This is a genomic window from Streptomyces sp. NRRL F-5630 (assembly GCF_000719475.1).
In the GTDB taxonomy this organism is placed as follows: domain Bacteria; phylum Actinomycetota; class Actinomycetes; order Streptomycetales; family Streptomycetaceae; genus Streptomyces.
In genome coordinates, this window is the sequence record NZ_JOGO01000007.1 from 151,691 (window position 1) to 173,847 (window position 22,157).

General features: G+C 74.7%; 19 protein-coding genes. 15 read left to right on the plus strand and 4 right to left on the minus strand.

All coding sequences use genetic code 11. The features are described 5' to 3' along the window. The first annotated feature begins 192 nt into the window (after positions 1–192). From IF99_RS34695 to IF99_RS0105700, 3 genes are all read left to right on the plus strand, one after another. Positions 193–1,497 carry a hypothetical protein gene (locus IF99_RS34695; protein ID WP_234340592.1) on the plus strand — a complete coding sequence of 435 codons (1,305 nt, stop codon included), beginning with the start codon at positions 193–195 and terminating at the stop codon, positions 1,495–1,497. Next, positions 1,494–2,654: a type VII secretion-associated serine protease mycosin gene (gene mycP, locus IF99_RS0105695; protein WP_030995231.1), complete on the plus strand. Its 1,161-nt coding sequence runs from the start codon at positions 1,494–1,496 to the stop codon at positions 2,652–2,654. Before IF99_RS34695 ends, mycP begins: the two co-directional genes overlap by 4 nt. Before the next feature lie 154 nt (positions 2,655–2,808). Beyond that, positions 2,809–3,540, plus strand: coding sequence for an SseB family protein (locus tag IF99_RS0105700; RefSeq protein WP_030995232.1), 732 nt, complete (start codon positions 2,809–2,811; stop codon positions 3,538–3,540). A 99-nt stretch (positions 3,541–3,639) separates the two neighbouring features. Here IF99_RS0105700 and IF99_RS0105705 read toward each other — a convergent pair whose 3' ends face one another. Then, positions 3,640–3,993: a DUF1844 domain-containing protein gene (locus IF99_RS0105705; protein ID WP_007829083.1), complete on the minus strand. Its 354-nt coding sequence runs from the start codon at positions 3,991–3,993 to the stop codon at positions 3,640–3,642. A gap of 460 nt (positions 3,994–4,453) precedes the next feature. On the opposite strand from IF99_RS0105705, the gene infC reads away from it, so the two are divergent. The 10 genes from infC to IF99_RS0105755 all read left to right on the plus strand — a co-directional run bounded on the left by infC (position 4,454) and on the right by IF99_RS0105755 (position 16,202). Continuing rightward, on the plus strand, positions 4,454–5,149 hold the full coding sequence (gene infC, locus IF99_RS0105710; RefSeq protein ID WP_030995233.1) for a translation initiation factor IF-3: 696 nt from the start codon (positions 4,454–4,456) through the stop codon (positions 5,147–5,149). A gap of 104 nt (positions 5,150–5,253) precedes the next feature. Further along, positions 5,254–5,448, plus strand: a complete 195-nt coding sequence (gene rpmI, locus IF99_RS0105715; RefSeq protein ID WP_007829094.1) for a 50S ribosomal protein L35 — start codon at positions 5,254–5,256, stop codon at positions 5,446–5,448. 98 nt (positions 5,449–5,546) lie between these two features. Further along, a complete protein-coding gene (gene rplT, locus IF99_RS0105720; RefSeq protein ID WP_008748864.1) occupies positions 5,547–5,933 on the plus strand; it encodes a 50S ribosomal protein L20 in 387 nt (128 codons plus the stop codon). A 223-nt stretch (positions 5,934–6,156) separates the two neighbouring features. Further along, positions 6,157–6,969, plus strand: a complete 813-nt coding sequence (locus IF99_RS0105725) for a TrmH family RNA methyltransferase (protein WP_030995234.1) — start codon at positions 6,157–6,159, stop codon at positions 6,967–6,969. 188 nt (positions 6,970–7,157) lie between these two features. Next, entirely contained in the window at positions 7,158–8,330 is a 1,173-nt protein-coding gene (locus IF99_RS0105730; RefSeq protein WP_030995235.1) for a sensor histidine kinase, read from the plus strand. A 195-nt stretch (positions 8,331–8,525) separates the two neighbouring features. Then, complete coding sequence (pheS, locus tag IF99_RS0105735; protein ID WP_030995236.1) at positions 8,526–9,653, plus strand: phenylalanine--tRNA ligase subunit alpha; 1,128 nt, start codon at positions 8,526–8,528, stop codon at positions 9,651–9,653. After that, positions 9,653–12,217: a phenylalanine--tRNA ligase subunit beta gene (gene pheT, locus IF99_RS0105740; RefSeq protein ID WP_030995237.1), complete on the plus strand. Its 2,565-nt coding sequence runs from the start codon at positions 9,653–9,655 to the stop codon at positions 12,215–12,217. Before pheS ends, pheT begins: the two co-directional genes overlap by 1 nt. 623 nt (positions 12,218–12,840) lie before the next feature. Next, positions 12,841–14,181, plus strand: a complete 1,341-nt coding sequence (locus tag IF99_RS0105745) for a hypothetical protein (RefSeq protein ID WP_030995238.1) — start codon at positions 12,841–12,843, stop codon at positions 14,179–14,181. 157 nt (positions 14,182–14,338) lie between these two features. Then, a complete protein-coding gene (locus IF99_RS0105750; RefSeq protein ID WP_030995239.1) occupies positions 14,339–14,869 on the plus strand; it encodes an NUDIX hydrolase in 531 nt (176 codons plus the stop codon). A 367-nt stretch (positions 14,870–15,236) separates the two neighbouring features. After that, positions 15,237–16,202: a PRC and DUF2382 domain-containing protein gene (locus IF99_RS0105755; protein WP_030995240.1), complete on the plus strand. Its 966-nt coding sequence runs from the start codon at positions 15,237–15,239 to the stop codon at positions 16,200–16,202. A 167-nt stretch (positions 16,203–16,369) separates the two neighbouring features. On the opposite strand, the gene IF99_RS0105760 is transcribed toward IF99_RS0105755, so the two are convergent. Together IF99_RS0105760 and IF99_RS0105765 are read right to left on the minus strand one after the other, a co-directional pair. Then, complete coding sequence (locus IF99_RS0105760) at positions 16,370–16,975, minus strand: GNAT family N-acetyltransferase (RefSeq protein WP_030995241.1); 606 nt, start codon at positions 16,973–16,975, stop codon at positions 16,370–16,372. Positions 16,976–17,118: 143 nt separating this feature from the next. After that, a complete protein-coding gene (locus tag IF99_RS0105765) occupies positions 17,119–17,991 on the minus strand; it encodes a 3-hydroxybutyryl-CoA dehydrogenase (protein ID WP_030995242.1) in 873 nt (290 codons plus the stop codon). Positions 17,992–18,271: 280 nt separating this feature from the next. Between IF99_RS0105765 and IF99_RS0105770 the strand changes: the two genes are divergently transcribed. Continuing rightward, positions 18,272–19,528: a glycoside hydrolase family 10 protein gene (locus IF99_RS0105770; protein ID WP_030995243.1), complete on the plus strand. Its 1,257-nt coding sequence runs from the start codon at positions 18,272–18,274 to the stop codon at positions 19,526–19,528. An 18-nt stretch (positions 19,529–19,546) separates the two neighbouring features. Here the strand turns inward: IF99_RS0105770 and IF99_RS0105775 are convergent, their stop codons facing one another. Further along, positions 19,547–20,605, minus strand: coding sequence for a DMT family transporter (locus IF99_RS0105775; RefSeq protein ID WP_234340593.1), 1,059 nt, complete (start codon positions 20,603–20,605; stop codon positions 19,547–19,549). On the opposite strand from IF99_RS0105775, the gene IF99_RS0105780 reads away from it, so the two are divergent. After that, positions 20,604–22,043 carry a PLP-dependent aminotransferase family protein gene (locus IF99_RS0105780; RefSeq protein ID WP_051703378.1) on the plus strand — a complete coding sequence of 480 codons (1,440 nt, stop codon included), beginning with the start codon at positions 20,604–20,606 and terminating at the stop codon, positions 22,041–22,043. The two genes, IF99_RS0105775 and IF99_RS0105780, sit on opposite strands and share 2 nt — an antisense overlap. Positions 22,044–22,157: the final 114 nt, after the last annotated feature.

Here is a 22,157-nt window from a genome sequence, read left to right on the forward strand (position 1 = left end):
CCCCCCTACCGATGGGTAGAGAGCGGAACGAACCCACCGCGCCCCAGGGGATGTTCCGGGCCAAAGCGACGGCCCGCGCGCACGGGCCCCGGCGCGCTCCGGGACCCCGTAAAGTGACCGGCACCCGAGCCGCCGCGCCCGCCCGCCGCGCGGGCCCGGGCACGTCGGCGAGCGGAAGGACACGGGCAGCGCATGAGCACGGACGCCCGGCCACTCCCGCCCACACCGGACCGCCCCGCCTCCCCGCCCGCCACCACCCCCCGCGTCCCCCTGCCCCGTCTGCGCCCACCGCGCACGGCGAGCGGAGAGGGGGAGAGCGCGGAGACGCGGGAGCCCACAGGTGCGGAAGCGCGCGAACGGGGAGTGTCGCTGACGGCCGGGACGACGTGCCGGGAGCGGGGCGGTGCGGAGGCGCGGGAGCTGGGTGGCGCGGGGGTGCGGGAGGCCGCTGGCACGGGGGCGCGGGAGCCGGGTGGCGCCGAGGACGGCGCGCCGGGCCGCATACCGCCGTACCCGCGGCATCGCCCGCACCCGGCCGTCACCCCGGGCCCCGTGCCGCTTTCCGGGCCTCCCGCCCAGCCCCCGCAGGCCGCGGCGACCCTCGCGACCGAGCCCCCGCGCTCCGTACCGGCCCCGGCGGCCGGGCCCCCGCTCCCGCCGCTGCCCCCACCCGCGCCCGCGTTCCCCGCTCCCGGCGACCTGCCCGCGCCGACCGGAAGCGCCCCCGCCGCCCCCGTGGTGCCGCGCCGCTCGCGCGTCTCCGCCGCCGTCTGCCTCGTCCTCGGGCTCGGGCTCCTCGGCGGGGCCGTCGCGGGGGGCGTGCTCGCCGGGGAGACAGAGCCCCTCGTGCCGACGCGGTACGAGGCCGCCGCCCGGCTGTGGCACAGCGTCCCCGTCGACACGCTCTTCCCGCCCGTCGTGCACGACGAGAGCGCGGGGCCCGGGGGCGCCGACCGGACCTGGACGCGCGTCGCCGTCGCCCCCGACAGCGGCTGCGCGCGCGCCTTCGACCCGCTGCTGCGCCAGGCCCTCGCCCCCGCCGGTTGCCTGCGGCTGCTGCGCGCCACGTACACCGACGCCACCCGCAGCCACCTCACCACCGTGGGCCTCCTCTTCACCAGGACCGACCCGGCGGGAATGACCTCGCTGCGCGCCCGCTTCCGCACCGAGCACCTCGACACGCGCACCGACCTGCTGCCCCTTCCCTACGGACCGCGGGGCACCCTCGCCGAGGGCTTCGGCGCCCGGCAGCGCGTGAGCTGGAGCCTCGCCGTGCGCACCGACCTGCCCGTTGTGGTCTGGGCCGTCTCCGGCTTCGCCGACGGACGGTCCTTCACGGCCCCGGTCCCCGCCGCGCACGCGACACGCGAGGGCGAGGAGGGCACCGTCGCCCTCTCCGGGCTCGGCCACGACACCGCCGCGCTCGCGTCCCAGGCCGACCGCGCCCTCACGAGGGCCGCCGGCGCCGTCCACCCGTCCGAGGAGCCCCTCCGGTGAGAGCCCCGCGCACTCTGCTCGTCGGGGCCGCGGGCCTCGCCCTCGTCCTCCTCCCCGCCCACAGCGCGGCGGCCGACGGCATCCGCGCGCAGCAGTGGGGGCTCGCCGCCGTGCGGGCGCAGGACGCCTGGACCACGACGAAGGGCGAGGGCGTCACCGTCGCCGTGCTCGACACGGGCGTCGACGCCCACCACCCGGACCTCGCCGGAAACGTGCTGCCCGGCAAGGACCTCGTCGGCTTCGGCGCGCACGCGGGCGAGGAGCACTGGGCCGAGCACGGCAGCGCGATGGCCGGGATCATCGCCGCGCACGGCCACGGGCCAGGGGCGAACGACGGCGTCATGGGCATCGCGCCCGAGGCGAAGATCCTGCCCGTACGGGTCATCCTGGAGGACGACGACCCGCAGCGGCCCCGCGCCGGGCGCACCCGGGGCGAGGCGCTCGCCGAGGGCATCCGCTGGGCCGCCGACCACGGCGCCGACGTCATCAACCTCTCGCTCGGCGACGACAGCACCGAGGCACGCCCGCAGCCGGAGCAGGACGCGGCCGTGCGGTACGCGCTCGGCAAGGACGTCGTCGTGGTCGCCTCCGCGGGCAACGACGGTGAGAAGGGCGACCACGTCTCGTACCCGGCGGCCTACCCCGGCGTCATCGCGGTCACGGCCGTCGACCGCTACGGCCAGCACGCGCGCTTCTCGACGCGCCGCTGGTACGCGACCGTCGCGGCCCCGGGCGACGACATCGTGACCCTCAACCCCGACCTGCGCTACTACGAGGGCTGGGGCACGAGCGCCGCCGCCGCCTTCGTCTCCGGCACGGTCGCCCTCCTGCGCGCCGCGCACCCCGACCTGCCCCCCGACCGCGTCCGGGCCCTGCTCGAACAGACCGCGAGCGCGCGCCCGTCCGGCGGCCACGACGACGCGCGCGGCTTCGGCACGGTGGACGCGCGGGCGGCGCTCGCCGCTGCGGCGAAGGAGGATCCGGACCCCCCGCGCACGGCGACGGAACGCGCCCGCTACTTCGGCAAGGGCCCCACCCCGATCCCGGACGGGAACGGCGGAACGCTCCCCTGGACGGTCCCGGCGGCAGCGACCCTCGGCGCGGTGTTCCTGGGCGCGGCGGCGCTGCTGTGGCGGCGCGGGGGAGCGGCACGGTAGGGGGCTCGGGAGGCCGGGTCGGCCCGTCCGTCAGGCGACGGCGGTGGGCGGTCCGGGGCGACCGGCAACCCGCCCGGCGAGGTGGACGGGCGGGGAGGCCCGGGCCGACCGGTCCGCGCGTCGGCGGCGTCCGGTGCCTCGGTAGGGTCGTCGCGTGGTGAACAAGAACATCCCTGATTCCGGCTTCGGCGACGACGACGGCTCGGCCGATCCCGCGCTCGGCGCGGCGCTCGCCGCCTGGGCCGAGGACCGTACGGCGACCGGACCCGTCCTCGCGGCACTGCGCGGCGCGCGGCTCCTCGTCCCCGTCGTCGCCGTGCTCGGGGAGACCGAGGAGGCGCCCGACGGTCTCCAGCGCGAGAAGAACAGCGAGATGGCGGTGCCCACGCTCAAGGCCGGCGACCGCACCGCGCTGCCCGCCTTCACGTCCACGGCGAGCCTCGCCCGGTGGGACCCGGCGGCCCGCCCCGTCGCCGTCCCGCTCCACCAGGCGCTCCAGGCGGTCGCGCACGAGCGGGCCGACACCCTCGTGCTCGACCTCGCCGGGCCCGTCCCCTTCGAGGTGAGCGGCGGCGCCCTCCGCGCGCTGGCGGAGGGCAGGGACAGCGCGGCACCGCTCGCGGACCCGGCCGTCACGGAGGCGGTACGGGACGCCCTCGCCGCCGAGCCGGCGGTGCTCCGCGCCCACCTGCTCCCCTCCCGCACGGCGGACGGCACGCTCGCCCTCGTCCTGGCCGAGGGAGCGGAGACGGAACCGGTCGCACGCGCGGTCGCCGCCACCCTCGCCGCCCACCCCGTCCTGCGCGAGCGCCTGGAGCGCGGCCTCGAACTGGCCCTGCTCCCGCCGGGCACGACGATGCCGGGGCAGCCGCTCTTCATCCGCTGAGACGGGTGAGACGGGGAGGGGCGGGGCGCGGACCAGGGTTTCCGGCTGCGGGTGGGCCCGGAGCCGACGCTCACCGCGCCGCGCCGCGCCCCCACCAGCTCAGCCGAAAACCGCCCCCGTGTACTTCTCGCCCGGTCCCTGGCCCGGCTCGTCCGGGACGATGCTGGCCTCGCGGAAGGCGAGCTGGAGGGACTTGAGGCCGTCGCGGAGCGGGGCCGCGTGGAAGGAGCTGATCTCGGTGCCGCCCGCGTCGAGCAGCCCCGCGAGCGCGTGGATCAGCTTGCGGGCCTCGTCGAGGTCCTTGTGCGCCTCGCCGTCCTCGGCGAGCCCCAGCTTCACCGCCGCCGCGCTCATCAGGTGCACCCCGACGGTGGTGATCACCTCGACGGCGGGCACCTCCGCGATGTCCCGGGTGACGTCGTCGTAGTCGGCTGCGGGCGTCGCTTCGCTCATCGCGGGGCGCTTCCTTCGCTTGCGTACAGTGGGAGGGGCGGCACAGCGCCCGCGCTCCCCTCGCGGGCGGGCGCCCGCGAGCCCCGTCAGCCTAGTGGCCGCCCCTGCGCGGCCCGGGCCCCCGTGCCCCGGCCGCGCAGGGGGCTCCGCCCCCCTACGCCCTGGTATGCTGGAAGAACGACCGGCCGGAGTGTGTCAGTGGTGCCCGCGAGGGAGCCCGGGACTTCGGCCACAAGTGGAGGCTCCGCACTCCCACCTGACCACCCTCACGGGCGGCGGGTCACCGGTCAGACGGCACCGCACCCGAGGCGGTGGGCGTCCGAAGTCGCGCCCCGCGAACACGCGGCGGTGCTCCGGTCAGTACAGGAGCCCCGCTCGTGATCGTCCGGGGCATTTTTCGTGTTCCGGCGCGGTTGGTCTCAGAAGAAGCGAAAGATGTGCGGCTGTCTGCCAGGCGGCCGTGCGGTGCTACCGAGGAGGATCCATCAGCGCCGAGCCCCGCATCGCCGAGCCCCGTATCAACGACCGGATTCGTGTTCCCGAGGTACGACTCGTCGGCCCCAGTGGTGAGCAGGTGGGCATCGTCCCGCTCGCGAAGGCCCTGGAGCTGGCGCAGGAGTACGACCTGGACCTGGTCGAGGTCGCGGCGAACGCCCGTCCGCCCGTGTGCAAGCTCATGGACTACGGGAAGTTCAAGTACGAGTCGGCCATGAAGGCCCGTGAGGCGCGCAAGAACCAGGCGCACACGGTCATCAAGGAGATGAAGCTCCGGCCGAAGATCGACCCGCACGACTACGACACCAAGAAGGGTCACGTCGTCCGGTTCCTCAAGCAGGGTGACAAGGTCAAGATCACGATCATGTTCCGTGGTCGCGAGCAGTCCAGGCCGGAGCTCGGCCGCCGGCTGCTCCAGCGCCTCGCGGACGACGTCCAGGATCTCGGCTTCATCGAGTCGAGCCCGAAGCAGGACGGCCGCAACATGATCATGGTTCTCGGCCCGCACAAGAAGAAGACCGAGGCGATGGCCGAGGCCCGCGAGGCCCAGGCCGCCCGCAAGGCCGAGCGGCAGGGGCGTGGCGCCTCCGCCGACGACCAGGACGAGGACCTCTCCGGCGCGGACGAGACCGCCGCCGAGCAGGAGCACGCCGAGGCCTGATCCGGGACAGCCGTCCCGGTGACACGGATACAACTGACGCCCCCGCGCGTCCGGTCCCCCCGGGGACCGGCTGGGGGCGTCACCGACGAGGAGATAACGGCGCCATGCCGAAGAACAAGTCGCACAGCGGTGCCAGCAAGCGCTTCAAGGTCACGGGCTCCGGCAAGGTCCTGCGCGAGCGGGCAGGCAAGCGCCACCTGCTGGAGCACAAGTCGTCCCGCCTGACGCGCCGCCTCACCGGCAACGCCGAGATGGCCCCGGGCGACGCCAAGAAGATCAAGAAGCTTCTCGGCAAGTGAGGCCGGGCCCCCTCGCCGGGGGCTCGCAGCCCCGTACCGGGACCCAATCGAACCGGGCCGTGTGAACACCCCGCGGCCCCGCTACAAGGAGTAATCAAGTGGCACGCGTCAAGCGGTCAGTCAACGCCCACAAGAAGCGCCGGGCGATCCTGGAGCAGGCCAGCGGTTACCGCGGGCAGCGCTCGCGCCTGTACCGCAAGGCGAAGGAGCAGGTCACCCACTCCCTCGTCTACAACTACAACGACCGCAAGAAGCGCAAGGGCGACTTCCGTCAGCTGTGGATCCAGCGCATCAACGCCGCTGCCCGCGCCAACGGCATCACCTACAACCGCTTCATCCAGGGTCTGAAGGCCGCCAACATCGAGGTGGACCGCAAGATCCTCGCCGAGCTGGCCGTGCACGACGCCGGTGCCTTCGCGGCCCTCGTCGAGGCCGCCCAGAAGGCGCTGCCCGAGGACGTCAACGCTCCGAAGGCCGCCGCCTGATCAGGGCGATCGCCCAGGCAGGCTTCGCGCGCCGCGCGTCGGCGCGCCGCTCCACCGGACCCGCAGGCCCGCGACGGCCTGCGGGTCCGGTGTGTTCCGGCGGCGCTCCGTGGCCCGCCTCCGCCCCCGGCTCGCGTCCCGTCCCTCGGCGCGCATTCCCCCTGCCGCCCGCGTCCGCCCCGTTCCCGTACGCCCGTCCCCGTACGTCCCCGAGAGTGAGCACATGCCGGCCCCCGAGCTGACCTCCCTGCGCTCCCCCCGCGTCGTCGCCGCGCGACGGCTCGCGAAGCGGAGCTTCCGCGGCAAAGAGCGCCGCTTCCTCGCCGAGGGCCCGCAGGCCGTGCGGGAGGCCGCGGGGCACCTCGTCGAGGTGTACGCGACCGAGGACGCCGCGCGCCGCCACCCCGAACTCCTCGACGACGCGCGCGCCCGGGGCGTCCCGGTGTTCAGCGCGAGCGAGGAGGTGCTCGCCGCGATGGCCGACACCGTGACCCCGCAGGGCGTCGTCGGGCTGTGCCGCTTCCTCGACACCGGCTTCGCCGACGTCCTCGCCACGCGCCCCCGCCTCGTCGCCGTCCTCGCGCACGTCCGTGATCCGGGCAACGCCGGTACGGTGCTGCGCTGCGCGGACGCCGCCGGAGCGGACGCGGTGATCCTCACCGACGCCTCGGTGGACGTCTACAACCCCAAGTGCGTGCGCGCCTCGGTCGGGTCGCTCTTCCATCTGCCCGTCGTCACCGGCGTGCCCGTCGAGGAGGCCGTCGCCGGCCTGCGCGGGATCGGGGTGCGGGTCCTGGCCGCCGACGGCGCGGGCGCCGACGACCTCGACGACGAACTCGACCGCGGCACGATGGGCGGCCCGACCGCGTGGGTCTTCGGGAACGAGGCGTGGGGCCTGCCCGAGGAGACCCGCGCGCTCGCCGACGCGGTGGTCCGCGTCCCGCTGCACGGCAAGGCGGAGTCCCTCAACCTCGCGACGGCCGCCGCGGTCTGCCTCTACGCCTCGGCACGCGCCCAGCGCGGACGAACGGCCTAGATGCGCTGTCCCGGCACGTGGGTGACGCGCGTGCCGGGGCCGCACCCCTCGGCAGCCCGGTCGCGGGCGCACCCCGGCGCGGGGCCGTCCGCTCCGCGACGCGGTCAGGCCCCGCCCCGCCCCGATAAGGTGTCTCCTTCCAGCCCCTTCGGGGACCCGCGAAGCGGTCGGGAAGGTGGGATACGGGGATGGCGGACGGCGGCACGGAGGGCGGGGCCCGCGAAGTCGTGGTGGGGGAGTGGCGCGGGCGGGTACGGGCCCCCGCCGCCGCGGAGGAGACGGCGGCGAGCGTCCCCGCGCCCCGCCCCGCGGCCTCCCTCAGGCCCGACGACCTTCCCGACGGGCTCGTCGTCGCGGACGCGCGCGGGATCGTGACGTGTTTCAACTCCGCGGCGGAGCGGATCACGCGGGTGCCGGCCGAGGAGGCCCTCGGCAGCCCTCTGGAGGAGGTGCTGCCGCTCGAAGACCTCCACGGGCAACGGTGGTGGCGGCTCACCGACCCGTACGGGGGGCTCGCGATCAGGACCCGGCAGCCGGAGAAGAACCTGCTGCTCCCCGGGGGCCGCGAGGTCCTCGTCTCCGCCCAGTACGTGCGCACCCGCCCGCGCGGGCGGCTGGAACGGCTCGTCGTCTCGCTGCGCGACACCGGCGCGAGGCGCCGCACGGAACGCAGCCACGCCGAGCTGATCGCGACCGTCGCCCACGAACTGCGCTCCCCGCTCACCTCCGTCAAGGGCTTCACGGCGACGCTCCTCGCCAAGTGGGAGAGGTTCAACGACGACCAGAAGCGGCTCATGCTGGAGACCGTCGACGCGGACGCCCACCGTGTCACGCGGCTCATCACGGAACTCCTCGACATCTCCCGCATCGACGCGGGCCGCATGGAACTGCGGCGCCAGCCCGTGGACATCGCGGGCGCGGCGGCCCGGCACGTGCAGGCGCACATCGCCGCGGGCCGCTCCCCCGGACGCTTCCTCGTCTCCGTGCGCCGCCCGCTGCCCGCGCTGTGGGCCGACCCCGACAAAGTCGACCAGGTCCTGAGCAATCTCCTGGAAAACGCGGTGCGCCACGGCGGCGGAACTGTCACGATCGACATCGCGCCCACGGGGGGCGGCGAGGGACCGGAAGGGACCGTGATCACGGTGAGCGACGAGGGGCAGGGCATCCCCGAGGAGTCGATGAACCGTGTCTTCACCCGCTTCTGGCGCGGCTCCAAGCGCGGCGGCACCGGCCTCGGCCTCTACATCGTGAAGGGCATCGTCGAGGTGCACGGCGGCTGGATCACGGTCGGCCGGGCCCCGCGCGGCGGCGCCTGCTTCCGCTTCATGCTGCCCGTGGCGCTGCCGGCCCACCTCCAGTAGCGCGACGGGCCCCCTGCGAGGCCGCCTCGCCCCGTCCCCCTGGGAGGGACGGCGCCGGGGCCGCCCACCCGGGCCGCCCCTCATCCTCCCCCCGGTAGACTCGGTCTTTGGCACGTCCGCGTCCCCTTTCGTGGACGAATCGTCCACAGACCGAGACGGGACTCTCAGCCACCCACGTCGGAAGCACGGGAAGAAATGTCGGCACCCAACAAGTCGTACGACCCAGTAGAGGTCGAGGCGCTGAAGCCGGACGAGATCGCGCGGATGCGGGACGAGGCGTTCGCCGCCTTCGCCGCGGCCGCCGACCTCGACCAGCTCGCCCAGGCCAAGACCGCCCACACCGGCGGCACCTCGCCGCTCGCCCTCGCCAACCGCGAGATCGGCGCCCTGCCCCCGCAGGCGAAGGCCGAGGCGGGCAAGCGGGTCGGCCAGGCCCGCGGCGCCGTGAACAAGGCGCTCGCGGCGCGCCAGGCCGAGCTGGAGGCCGAGCGGGACGCGCGTGTCCTCGTCGAGGAGACCGTCGACGTCACGCTCCCGTACGACCGCGTCCCCGCCGGAGCGCGCCACCCGCTGACCACGATGATGGAGCGCGTCGCCGACGTCTTCGTCGCGATGGGCTACGAGGTCGCCGAGGGCCCCGAGGTGGAGGCCGAGTGGTTCAACTTCGACGCGCTCAACTTCACCCCGGACCACCCCGCCCGGCAGATGCAGGACACCTTCTTCGTCCAGGGCCCCAAGGGCACCGAGGGCGACGAGTCCGGCGTCGTGCTGCGCACCCACACCTCGCCCGTCCAGGCCCGCTCGCTCCTGGAGCGCGGCGCGCCCGTCTACGTCGTCTGCCCGGGCCGCGTGTACCGGACCGACGAGCTGGACGCCACGCACACCCCGGTCTTCCACCAGATCGAGCTGCTCGCCGTGGACGAGGGCCTGACGATGGCCGACCTCAAGGGCACGCTCGACCACATGGTCCGCTCGCTCTTCGGCCCCGACATGACGACGCGGCTGCGCCCCAACTACTTCCCCTTCACCGAGCCGTCCGCCGAGATGGACATGCTCTGCTACGTGTGCAAGGGCGAGTCGGTCGGGAACCCGGACCGCCCCTGCCGCACCTGCTCCAGCGAGGGCTGGATCGAGCTGGGCGGCTGCGGCATGGTCAACCCGAAGGTCCTCACGGCCTGCGGCGTCGACCCGGAGAAGTACAGCGGATTCGCGTTCGGCTTCGGCATCGAGCGCATGCTGATGTTCCGCCACAACGTCGAGGACATGCGAGACATGGTCGAGGGTGACGTCCGTTTCACCCGGCCGTTCGGGATGGAGATCTGATGCGGGTCCCGCTTTCCTGGCTGCGGGAGTACGTCGATCTCCCCGCCACCGAGACCGGTCGTGACGTGCAGGCCAAGCTGGTCTCCGCAGGGCTTGAGGTCGAGACCGTCGAGCAGCTCGGCGCCGGGCTGAAGGGCCCCCTGGTCGTCGGCCAGGTCCGCGCCATCGAGGAGCTGGAGGGCTTCAAGAAGCCCATCCGCTTCTGCCACGTGGACGTGGGGGACGCCAACGGCACGGGTGAGTTGCAGGAGATCGTCTGCGGCGCCCGCAACTTCGCCGTCGGCGACAAGGTCGTCGTGGTCCTGCCCGGCGCCGTGCTGCCCGGCGACTTCGCGATCGCCGCGCGCAAGACGTACGGCAAGACCTCGCACGGCATGATCTGCTCGGCCGACGAGCTCGGCATGGGGAGCGACGGCACGCACGGCATCATCGTGCTGCCGCCCCAGTACGAGGTCGGCACCGACGCCATCGAACTGCTGGAACTCGTCGACGAGGTCCTCGACATCGCCGTCACGCCCGACCGGGGCTACTGCCTCTCGATGCGCGGCATCGCCCGCGAGACCGCCATCGCGTACGGGCTCCCGCTGCGCGACCCGGCGCTCATCGACGTGCCGGGGCCCAACGCTCACGGCTACCCCGTCGAGATCGCGGACCCCTTCGGCTGCGACCGCTTCACGGCCCGCACGGTCGCGGGGCTCGACCCCGAGGCCCGTACCCCGATCTGGATGGCCCGCCGCATCCAGAAGGCCGGGATGCGGCCCGTCTCGCTCACCGTCGACATCACCAACTACGTGATGCTGGAGCTGGGCCAGCCGCTGCACGCCTACGACCGCTCCCAGGTGCGCGGCCCGATCGGTGTGCGCCGCGCGCGGGCCGGCGAGACGCTCAAGACGCTCGACGGGCAGACGCGCACGCTCGACACCGAGGACCTCGTCATCACCGACGAGCGCGGGCCCATCGGGCTCGCCGGGGTCATGGGCGGCGCCGAGACCGAGATCGCGGACCAGGGCGCCGGACTCGGCACCACCGAGGTCCTCGTCGAAGCCGCGCACTTCGACCAGATCGCCATCGCCCGCGCCTCGCGCCGCCACAAGCTCGCCTCCGAGGCGTCCCGGCGCTTCGAGCGCGGCGTCGACCCGGAGGCCGCCTCGGCCGCCGCGCAGCGCACCGTCGATCTCCTCGTGCTCCTCGCGGGCGGCACGGCCGACGCGGGCGTCACCGAGGTCGTCGCGCCCTCCGCGCCGCGCACCGTCACGATGCCGGCCGGGCACCCCGACCGCGTCGCGGGTGTCGACTACGGTCGCGAGACCGTCGTCCGCCGCCTCCAGGAGATCGGCTGCGACGTCTACGGCAACTCGGCCGCGTGGAACGCGTCCGGGGGGAGCGGCGGCCGGGAGGCGGGCGGGCAGGACGAGCTGATCGTCACGATCCCCTCGTGGCGGCCCGACCTCACCGCGCCCAACGACCTCGCCGAGGAGGTCATCCGCCTGGAGGGCTACGAGAACCTGCCCTCCACGCTGCCCCGGCCCCCCGCCGGGCGCGGCCTCACCGAGCGCCAGCGCTTCCACCGCCGCGTGGGCCGCGCGCTCGCCGGGCGCGGGTACGTCGAGGCGCTCACCTACCCGTTCCTCGGGACCGACGCCTTCGACGCGCTCGGCCTCGCGGACGACGACCCGGCCCGCCGCGTCGTGCGCCTCGTCAACCCGCTCTCGGACGAGGAGCCCGCGCTGCGCACCACGCTGCTGCCCGGGCTGCTCGCGGCCCTGCGCCGCAACGAGGGCAGGGGCAGCCACGACCTCGCGCTCTTCGAGACGGGGCTCGTCTTCCACCCGCGCGCCGACGCGGCCGTGCCCGAGCGCCTCCCCGTGGCCCACCGCCCCGAGGACACGCAGCTCGACGAGCTGAACGCGGCCCTGCCCGAGCAGCCCCGGCACCTCGCCGTGGTCCTCGCCGGTGCCCGCGAGCGGTCCGGCTGGTGGGGCAAGGGCCGACCGGCGGACTGGGCCGACGCCATCGAGGCCGCGCGCACGGCGGCCGCCGAGGCGGGTGCGGACCTCGTGGTCCGCAAGGGCGCGTACGGTCCCTGGCACCCGGGGCGCTGCGCCGAGCTCGTCGCCTTCGTGGACGGCGCCGAGCGCGTCATCGGGCACGCGGGCGAACTGCACCCGCGCGTCATCAAGGCGCTCGGCCTCCCGGCCCGCGCCTGCGCGACCGAACTCGACCTGGACGCCCTGGAGCGGGCGGGAGCCGGACCCGTGCAGGCCCCGCGCATCTCGAACTACCCCGTGGCCACGCAGGACGTCGCCCTCGTCGTCCCCGTCGACGTCCCGGCCGCCGAGGTCGAGTCGGCGCTGCACGAGGGCGCGGGTGAACTCCTGGAGTCGCTGCGCCTGTTCGACGTCTACACGGGCGACCAGCTCGCCGAGGGCCACAAGTCGCTCGCCTACGCGCTGCGCTTCCGCGCGCCCGATCGCACCCTGACCGTCGAGGAGGCGACGACCGCGCGCGACGCGGCGGTGGCGCTCGCGGCGGAGCACACGGGGGCGGTGCTGCGCGGGGCCTGACCCCTCGTCGGGGAGCCCGGCTCCCCGCACCGGCGTGATCGGCCGGGTCCTGTCCTCGACGACGGGGCCCGGCCGATGTGCGTGCCGGTGCCCGTGCCGCCCCGTGCGGAGGAGACCCGCGGAGGAGACCCGCGGTGGGGGCCTGCGGGGGTGAGGGGCACGCGGTGCGGGGTGTGCCACTCGTTCCGGTGAACGTCGCACACGCTTTCCGGTGAACGCGCGAACACGCGGACGCGGGACGGGCGAGGCCTGCGGCCCGCGCAGGCCTCCCCGCGAGGAGAGGCGCGGAACAGCGTCGGGGAAACCCGAAACCCCTCCGGCCGGGGGGGGGAGAGGCCGGAGGGGCCGGGCGGCTGGGGCGCCGCCCGCCGGGCCGGCGTGGAAGCGGCTGCGGCAGGCGGGACGGCGCCGGTGGGGACGCCGTACTTGTCGAGGGGGGAGCCCGGCGTCCGCGAGACACAGTCAAGCGCCCCCGCGCACCCCGCGAAAGCGCGCGCGGAGCTCCGGTGCGTGCGCTCCTTTCACACCCCGTGTGAATCCCGCTCCCTTACGCTGTGCCACAACGAGTGTTCGCTCGCTCACCCGCAGCGATGGCAGCGCCTCACCCCCCTCCCGGAGACAGCATGGAGCCCAACTCCCTCCTCGACGCGATCCTCGACGAGGCCGCGATCTCGCACGCCGGCCTCGCCGCCCACGTCAACCGGGCGGGCGCGGCCCGCGGGCTGTCCCTGCGCTACGAGCACACCGCCGTCTCGCGGTGGCTGCGCGGCCAGCGCCCGCGCGGGCAGGTCCCCGACCTCATCTGCGAAGTCCTCTCGCGCCGCCTCGCCCGGCCCGTCACCCTCGACGACATCGGCCTGGGCATCCCGGGCGAGCCCGCCGCGGCGCGTCCGGGCTCCCTCTGCGGCTTCGTCGAGCGCGCCACCGCGTTGTGGCGCTCCGACCAGCAGCAGCGCCCGCACGTCCTCGGCGCGCCCGCCGTCACGGGCACGCCCGCGATCGTCCCCGTGTGGGAGTGGGAGAACCCGCCCGAGGACACCGACGTCTCGCGCGGCGGCCCCCGCCGCGTCTCGGGCGCCGACATCGAGATGCTCCGCGCGGCCCGCGCCCACTACGAACAGCTCTACCGCAAGGCGGGCGGCGTCGTCATCCGCCCCCGCGTCGTCTCCTTCCTCAACGCCGAGGCCGCCCCGCTCCTGCGTGGCAGCTACGGCGACGACACGGGTCGCGCCCTGCACCGCGCGACGGGCGCGCTCGTCGCCGTCGCCGGGATCTGCGCGTACGACGCCGACGCGCACGGTCTCGCCCAGCGCTACTTCCACCAGGCGCTCCGGCTCGCCAAGGCGAGCGGGGACCGGGCCTTCGGCGCCTACGTCATCGCGCTCCTCGTCAACCAGTCGCTCCACCTCGCGGCGCACCGGCAGGCCGTCGCCTTCGCCGAGGCGGCCCTGCGCGCGGCCGGACGCGCGGTGTCCCCCGCGCTCGCCTCCGACTTGCACGCGATGCAGGCCAAGGCGTACGCGCACCTCGGCGACGCGGGCGGCGCCCTCGACTGCATCCGGCGCGCCGAGACCGCGGCCGAGCGCATCCGCCGCGGTCACGAGCCCGACGAGACCGGGTACGTGCAGCCGGGGCTCGTCAACGTGCAGGTCGCCGAAGCCCTGTTGAGCCTCGGGGACCTGCGCGGGGCGCGTGAGCACGCGCGGGCGGCCGTGGCCAGCCCGGCGCACGACAGGGGCCGCGTGCACCGCCTCGCGATGCTCAGTCACATCGAGCTGCGCCAGGGCGAGACGGACGGGGCCGTCGAGGCGGCGGTCGAGATGGCCGAGCGGGCCACGGGGATGGAGTCCAGGCGGCTGCGCGAGCGCCTGCGCGCGGTGCGCGAGCACCTGGTGCGCACCGGGGGCAGCGGCACCGGGCAGGCGGCGGAGCTCATCGACCGGGCCTTGCGGGTGCCGGTGTGAGCCGCGGTGACCGGCGGAGGGCGGGGGTGCGCCGGGGTGGGCGTGCCCGGGGTGGTGGATGCGCCGCCCGGTGTGCTCCGGTGAGCGGCCCAGGCGCCCGTCCGGCACGCGGCGGGGACTGCGATAGTGCCACCTCCTCATGAAAGGTGGCAGAAACGTGCGTTGGACGAAACAGAGCGAACAATTTGTGTATGGAAATCGCTGGTTTCGCGTGCACCTCGCCGATGTGGAGTTGCCGGACGGTCGCCACCTCGACCACTTCCTGATCCGGCAGCGTCCGGTCGCGGCGGCGACCGTCCTCAACGAGGCCGAGGAAGTGCTCCTGTTGTGGCGGCACCGCTTCATCACCGACACGTGGGGCTGGGAGCTGCCCGCGGGGGTGGTCGAGGACGGGGAGGACCCCGAGCGGGCCGCGGCGCGCGAGCTGGAGGAGGAGTCGGGCTGGCGTCCGGGTCCTCTCCAGCACCTGCTGAGCACCGAACCGTCGAACGGGCTCAGCGACGCGGTCCACCACGTGTACTGGGGCGAGAGCGCCGAGTGGACGGGTGAGCCCGTCGACGGCTTCGAGTCCTCGCGCCGCGAGTGGGTCCCGCTCAAGCTCGTGCCCGACCTCGTGAGCCAGGGCCAGGTCCCCGCGGCCACGATGGCGGCGGCGCTGCTCCTGCTGCACCGGATGCGGGAGGAGTGAGGTGCGCGCCCGCGCGGCGCGGGGCGGGGGCGGCCGAAGGCGGGGTGTCCCTCGCCCGGACCGGCCGCCCGCTCTCGTACCGGCCCGTGTCGTCCCGGCCAGTGTCTTCCCGGACCGCAAAGGCGAAGCGGGAGCGCCGCTCGCCGCGAAGTGGCTCCGCGCGGCCCGCTTTCCCGGGCGCCGCAAGGGTGCACGGAAGTAAACCACTTTTCGGGCGATATGGGTCCAATGATGTATTTCGCGCGGATTTCCCGTCTCTCGGTTGCCGGAACGCGCCGGAGCGCGCCGCATGGAAGAAGTGGCGCGCGTCTCTCGTGATGGGGACCCCGGCCCTTTCACCGCGCGCTCTCGCAGGAAGAGGGCACTCATGACTTCAGACGAGGGCTTCCTCAGCGTGGACCAGCTCGTGGGCCTGACCGCGTACGACCGGGACGGGGCCAAGGTCGGCAGCGTCGAGCAGGTCTACCGCGACGACCGCACCGGCCGCCCGGAGTGGGTGACGGTGAAGACCGGCCTGTTCGGGATGAAGGAGAGCTTCGTCCCGCTGGAAGGTGCGCGCTCGGACGCCGAGGGTCTGCACCTGGAACACGACAAGAACGCGATCAAGGACGCCCCCCGTCTCGACGCCGGGCAGCACCTGGACGCGGCCGGTGAGGAGGAGCTGTACGCCCACTACGGGATGACGGCCACCGGCGGCATGACCGGTGGGGGCGAAGGCAGGGAAGGCGCCGCCGCACCCGGCGGGATGGACACCGAGGACGAGTCCCTCGCCGGCACCGGCCAGCAGGCCGCGGCGGGCACCTCGGCGGACCAGGCGGGGATGAGCGGGGCCGGCTCCGGTCTCGGCCCGGCCAACCCGAACGAGGCGACGGGCGAGAGCACCGAGCGTGAACTCGCGGGCGCCGGTTCCCGCAGCTCCTGGGAAGGCGAACCCGGCGGGGAGATGATCCGCTCGGAGGAGCGGCTGCGGGTCGGGACCCAGGAGGAGGAATCCGGCCGGGCCCGGCTGCACAAGGTCGTGGTGACGGAGAACGTGACGACGACGATCCCGGTCAGTCACGAAGAGGCCAGGCTCGTGCGCGAACCGATTCGCGAGGGCGACGCGGTGGACGCCTCGATCGGCGAGGAGAACGCCGAGGTCACCCTGCACGCCGAGCGCCCGGTGATCCGCAAGGAGGCGGTCCCCGTCGAACGGGTCCGCCTGGAGGCGGAGCGCGTCACCGAGGAACAGGAGGTCAGCGACTCCGTCCGCAAGGAGCGCGTCGACTACGACGACGGCTCGGCGGGTCCCGGACGGAGCACCGAGCGGGGCGCGCCGCCCGAGGAGTACTGACCTCCCCTGCCAGGCCCGCGTGAGGGCTGAGCAACGACCGAGACGCCCGCATCGCGGGTGTGGCCCCCGGTGTCCCCTCGGGATGCCGGGGGCCTCTCGCGTGCGCGTTCAGTCGGCGACCGCGCGGCTCCAGCGACGCGCTCACGATGCCCCCTCTCCGTGACGGTTCAGTCGGCGACCGTGCGGGCTTCCACCTTCGGGAGGGCGACGCGGTCCGCCGGGATCAGCGAGTACCCCACGAGATCCACTCGGCCCTCGTACACGTGCCCCGCGTTGCGCAGCACGCCCTCCCGTACGAAACCGGCCCGCTCGGCGACGGCCTGCGAGGCGAGGTTTCCCGTCGCCGCCCGCAGTTCGAGGCGCTCGAAGCCGCACTCGCCGAGCAGCCACCCCGCGACCGTCCGCGTCGCAGCGACAGCGACGCCCTGCCTCCGGGTCCAGGGCGCGACCCAGTACCCGACCTCGCTGACGAGTCCGGTCCAGCGGGTCGAGTTCAGGCCGATCGCCCCGAGGAAACGGCCGCTCTCGCGGCTCGTCACGGCCCAGTGGATGCCCTCGCCCGAGGTGCGCAGGTGGTGGCTGAAGTCGGTGCACCAGCTCCGGGCCGCCTCCAGGCCGTACGGGCGCGGCAGCGGCAGCCAGCGCAGTATCTCCTCGTCGGAGCACGCCAGCCGGACGTCCTCGACGTCTCCCGCGCCGAAGGCCCGCAGCCGGAGGTTCCCCGAGACCAGCTCCGTCTCGGGGAAGACGTTGTCCGTCCACGTACCGCCCATGCCACGCTCCCCACCTCGTCACCCACGGGCGTCCGCCCTGGTGGCGGGGAGGCTAGCAAGGGGAGAGGGGCTGGTGCCGGGGATAAAAAGCGGGGGCGGGGAGCCGTCGGCCCCGCGCCCCGTCCCGCCGGTCCTGCCCCGGCCTACTGGTACGCGTAGAACCCGGAGCCGGACTTGCGGCCGAGACGGCCCGCCTCGACCATACGGCGCAGCAGGGGCGGCGCCGCGTACAGGGGTTCCGCGTACTCGGCGTACATGCCCTCGGAGATCGAGACGATCGTGTCGAGACCGATGAGGTCGGCGAGCTTGAGCGGGCCCATCGGATGGGCGCAGCCCAGCTCCATGCCGCTGTCGATGTCCTCACGGCTCGCGATGCCCTGCTCGAACATGCGGATCGACGAGAGCAGGTAGGGGACGAGGAGCGCGTTGACGACGAAGCCGGAGCGGTCCTGCGCGCGGATCGCGTGCTTGCCCAGTACCTTCTCGGCCCACACGTGGGCGCGGCTGATGGTGCCCTCGGAGGTGGTGAGCGCCGGGATCAGCTCGACGAGCTTCTGCACCGGGGCCGGGTTGAAGAAGTGGATGCCGATGACGTGGTCGGGGCGCGAGGTGGCGACCGCGAGCTTCACGATCGGGATCGAGGAGGTGTTGGAGGCGAGAATCGCGTCCTTGCGGGTCACGACCTGGTCCAGGACCTGGAAGATCTCCGTCTTGACCTGCTCGTTCTCGACGACGGCCTCGATCACGAGGTCACGGTCGGCGAACTCGCCGAGGTCGGTGGTGAAGCTGAGCCTGGACTGCGCCGCGGCCAGTTCGTCGGCCGTGAGCTTGCCGCGTTCGGCGGCCTTGGCGAGCGAGTTGCCGAGCCGGGTGCGGCCGTACTCCAGCGCGTCGCCCGTGGTCTCGGCGACCTTCACGTCGAGGCCGGCGCGCGCGCAGACCTCCGCGATTCCCGCGCCCATCTGTCCGCAGCCGACCACTCCGACGCGTGCTACATCGGCCTTGAAGTCCGTCACCTCGTGCCTCTCGCCGTCCGGGGATGAAGTCTCGGGCGGCCCACGACGCGTCTCCGCGTCCGCCGCGACGCCGTCCCGCGCCACGACGCTCCTCGGCGCCGCGCAGACGCCTTCGGGCATCGCGTGTGACGCCTTCCGGCATCGCGCGTGACGCGCCGGGCGCCGCCGCCCAGGCGTGAACGTTACCGCGCGGTCAATGTGTGGCGGTTCCCGAGGGGCGGGCATGAGAGGAGGGTGCGTGTGTGATGTATGTGACAACCGCAGCCCGTGGAGGTACCGGATGGACGACAGACGAACGCTCAGCCGCAGAGGCTTCACCGCCCTCGCCGCAGGGGCCGTGGCGGCTCTCGGCACCACGGGCGCCGCCCTGCCGGTCGCGCCCGCGCGGGGCGGGAGCCACCCGCCGCGCGGGCGGCGGATGCGCGGCGAGTGGGTGGCGAGCATCACGAACCGCGACTGGCCCTCGGCGCCGGGACTGCCCGCCTCGGTCCAGAAGGACGAGCTGCGCGGACACCTCGACACGGCCGTCGAGCGCCGCCTCGACACGGTCATTCTCCAGGTGCGTCCCTCGGCCGACGCGCTGTGGCCCTCCCCGTACGAGCCGTGGTCGGCATACCTCTCGGGGGAGCAGGGCAAGGACCCGGGCTACGACCCGCTCGGCTTCGCGGTGCGCGAGGCCCACCGGCGGGGGCTGGAGCTGCACGCCTGGTTCAACCCGTACCGCGTCGCCGTCCACGACGACCCGGACCGCCTCGTCCCCACCCACCCGGCCAGGGTCAACCCGGACTGGGTCGTCACCTATCAGGGGCAGATGTACTACAACCCGGGGCTGCCCGAGGTGCGGCGGTACGTCGAGGACGCGATGCTCGACGCGGTCGCGCACTACGACATCGACGCCGTGCACTGGGACGACTACTTCTACCCGTACCCGGTGGCGGGGCAGCCCTTCGACGACGACCGGGCCTTCGCCCTGTACGGCGGCGACTTCCCCGACCGGGCCGCCTGGCGCCGCCACAACACAGACCAGCTCGTGCGCGAGACGAGCAGCCGCCTGCGCCGCCTCAAACCCCGGGTCCGCTTCGGCATCAGCCCCTTCGGCGTGTGGCGCAACGCGAGCACCGACCCGCGCGGCTCCGACACCTCGGCCGCCGTGCAGAGCTATGACGACCTGTACGCGGACACGCTGCGCTGGGTGCGGGAAGGGTGGATCGACCACATCGTGCCGCAGCTCTACTGGAACATCGGCTTTCCCGCCGCCGACTACGCGACCCTCGCCCGCTGGTGGGCGAAGGCCGTGCGCGGCACCGGCGTGGACCTCTACATCGGGGAGTCCCTCTACAAGGTCGGCGACACGGCGCAGCCCGCCGCCTGGATGGACCCCGCGGAGCTCTCGCGGCACCTCGACCTCACCGCGCGCCTCCCCGAGGTGCACGGCCACGCCTTCTTCGCGGCGAAGGAGGTCGCGAACGACCCGCTCGGCGCGATGACCCGCGTCGTACGGGACCACTACCGGGAGCGGGCGCCGCTGCGGGGGTAGGGGAGGGCGTCGCGGGGGCTAGAAGGTGGTGTCGGCGGGCGTCCCGTGGGGCGGGGTGCCGGCGGGCTTCTCGCGCGGCGTGGTGTCGGCGGACGTCCCGCGCGGCGGCGTGTTCGCGGGCTCCTCGCGCGGGGACGAGCGCGCCGTGCGGGAAGCCCGCGTCGCCCACTGCGTCCCCGCGATGCACAGCACCACCCCGGCCGCCGCGAGCGGGGCGGCGGCGGGGAGTGCCTCGCCCAGCAGCGTGACCGACCACACCAGGGTCAACAGCGGCTGGGCGAGCTGGAGTTGGCTCGCGCGGGCGACCCCGGTCTCGGCCATGCCCCGGTACCAGACGAAGAGCCCGACGAAGGTGGACCCCACCGAGACCCACACGAGCCCCGCGATCCCCTGCCCGCTCCACCGCACCGGGTGCTCCAGGCACAGCGCCACCACCGCCCCCGCGGCGGTCAGCGGGAGGCATGCCACGAGCGCCCACGCGCTGACCTGCCAGCCCGGCATGACCGCCGCGAGCCGCCCGCCCTCCGCGTAACTCGCCGCACACACCAGGAGCGCCGCGAAGAGCAGCACGTCACCCCGGGTGAGCCCGCCCCCGCCCTGCCCCAGCGTGAACGCCAGCACGATAGCCGCGCCCGCCCCCGCCGCCGGCCAGAAGGCACGCGGCGGCCACACCCCCGAGCGCGCCGCGGCCACGAGCGCCGTCGTGAGCGGCAGGAGGCCCACCACCACCGCGGAGTGGGCCGTCGTGGACGTCTGGAGCGCGAGCGTCGTCAGGAGCGGGAAGCCGAGCACCCCGCCCCCGGCCACGACCGCGATCCCGGCCCAGTGTCCCCGTACCGGCACCTCGGCGCGCACCGCCCGCAGGAAGGCCCCCGCGACGGCCGTCGCGAGCACGCAGCGCAGGCACACGAGCGACCACGGGCCGAAGCTTTGGAGGCCCCACACGGTCGAGGGGAAGGTGAGCGAGAAGCACAGCACGCCGAGCGCGGCGAGAAGGAGGCCGGGGCGGCTCCGGGCGGTGGTGCGCGCGTCCACCGCTACCGTGGACTCGCTGATAGCGCTATTGTCACGTCTCATGCAAGAGCGTAGCAGCGTAGGAGAGTTGACGGATCTCCTCCGGGTCGAGTTCGAGCGCTATCCATCAGGCGGAAAGCTGCCGCCGAGCCGGGAACTCGTCGCGCGGCACCGTGTGGGGCCGGTCACCGTCTCGCGGGCGCTCGCGCGGCTCGCCGCCGAGGGGCTGCTCGTGACCCGGCCCGGCGCGGGCGCCTACCGCGCGGGGAAAGCCGCGCCCGTCGCCGAGGGCGACACCTCCTGGCAGCACCTCGCGCTCAGCGCCGAATCCCCCGAGGGTCTCCCGCGCGCCGTGGACGCGAGCGGCGTCCTCGCCACGCTCGCCGAACCGCCGGCCGGAGTCGTCGAGTTCAACGGCGGCTACCTCCACCCCGGTCTGCGCCCCGAGCGCGCCCTCGCCGCCGCGCTCGCCCGCGCGGGCCGCCGGCCGGGGGCCTGGGGCCGCCCGCCCGCCGAGGGACTGCCGGAACTGCGCGCCTGGTTCGCGCGCGACCTCGCCGGGGACGGCGGCGGCCCCGGCCCCGGGGGCGCGCTCGTCAGCCCCGGCGGGCAGTCCGCGCTCAGCGGCGTCCTGCGCGCCCTCGCCCCGCCGGGCGCCCCCGTCCTCGTCGAGTCCCCGACCTACCCGGGCCTGCTCGCCGTGCTCCGCGCCGCCGGGCAGCGCCCCGTTCCCGTCCCCGTGGACGCCGACGGGCTCCGCGCCGACCTGCTCCCCGAGGCGTTCCGGGCGAGCGGCGCGCGCGTCCTCGTCTGCCAGCCCCTCCACCAGAACCCGACGGGGACCGTCCTCGCGCCCGCGCGCCGCCCCGCTCTCCTCGCCGCCGCGCGCGCCGCCGGGGCCTTCGTCGTGGAGGACGACTTCGCGCGCCGCCTCGGCCACGCCGACGCGGAACCGCCGCCCCCGCCGCTCGCCGCCGAGGACCCGGACGGCGTCGTCGTGCACATCCGCTCGCTCACCAAGGTCACCGCGCCGAGCCTGCGCGTCGCCGCCGTCCTCGCGCGCGGCCCCGTCCTGGAGCGGCTGCGCGCGGTGCAGGTCGTCGACCACTTCTTTGTGCCGCGCCCGCTCCAGGAGGCCGCGCTCGAACTCGTGGGCTCCCCCTCCTGGCCGCGCCATCTGCGCGCGGTGGCAAGCGAGTTGGGCGCACGGCGGGCGGTGCTCGCGACGGCCCTCGCCCGCCGCCTTCCCGAGGTGCTGCCCGCCCGCGTGCCCACCGGGGGCTACCACCTCTGGCTCCCGCTCCCCGAGGGCACCGACGAGTCGGCGCTCGCCGCCGAGGCGCTGCGCCGGGGCGTCGCGGTCGCGGCGGGCCGCCCGTACCACCCGGCCGAGCCGGACCGGCCGCACCTCAGGATCAGCTACGGGGGAGTGGCGGACGCGGAGGAACTGGAGGACGGGGTACGGAGGCTGGCGGAGGCGTACGCGGCGGTACGGGGCTGAGTTCACCGTACGGAGGCGGGCCGGGCGTAGGCGGTGATCCGGGCTGGACGTACGCGGTACGGCGGGCCGGGCGTACGCGGTGAGCCCCGGGTGGGGCGTACGCGGTGGGGCGGG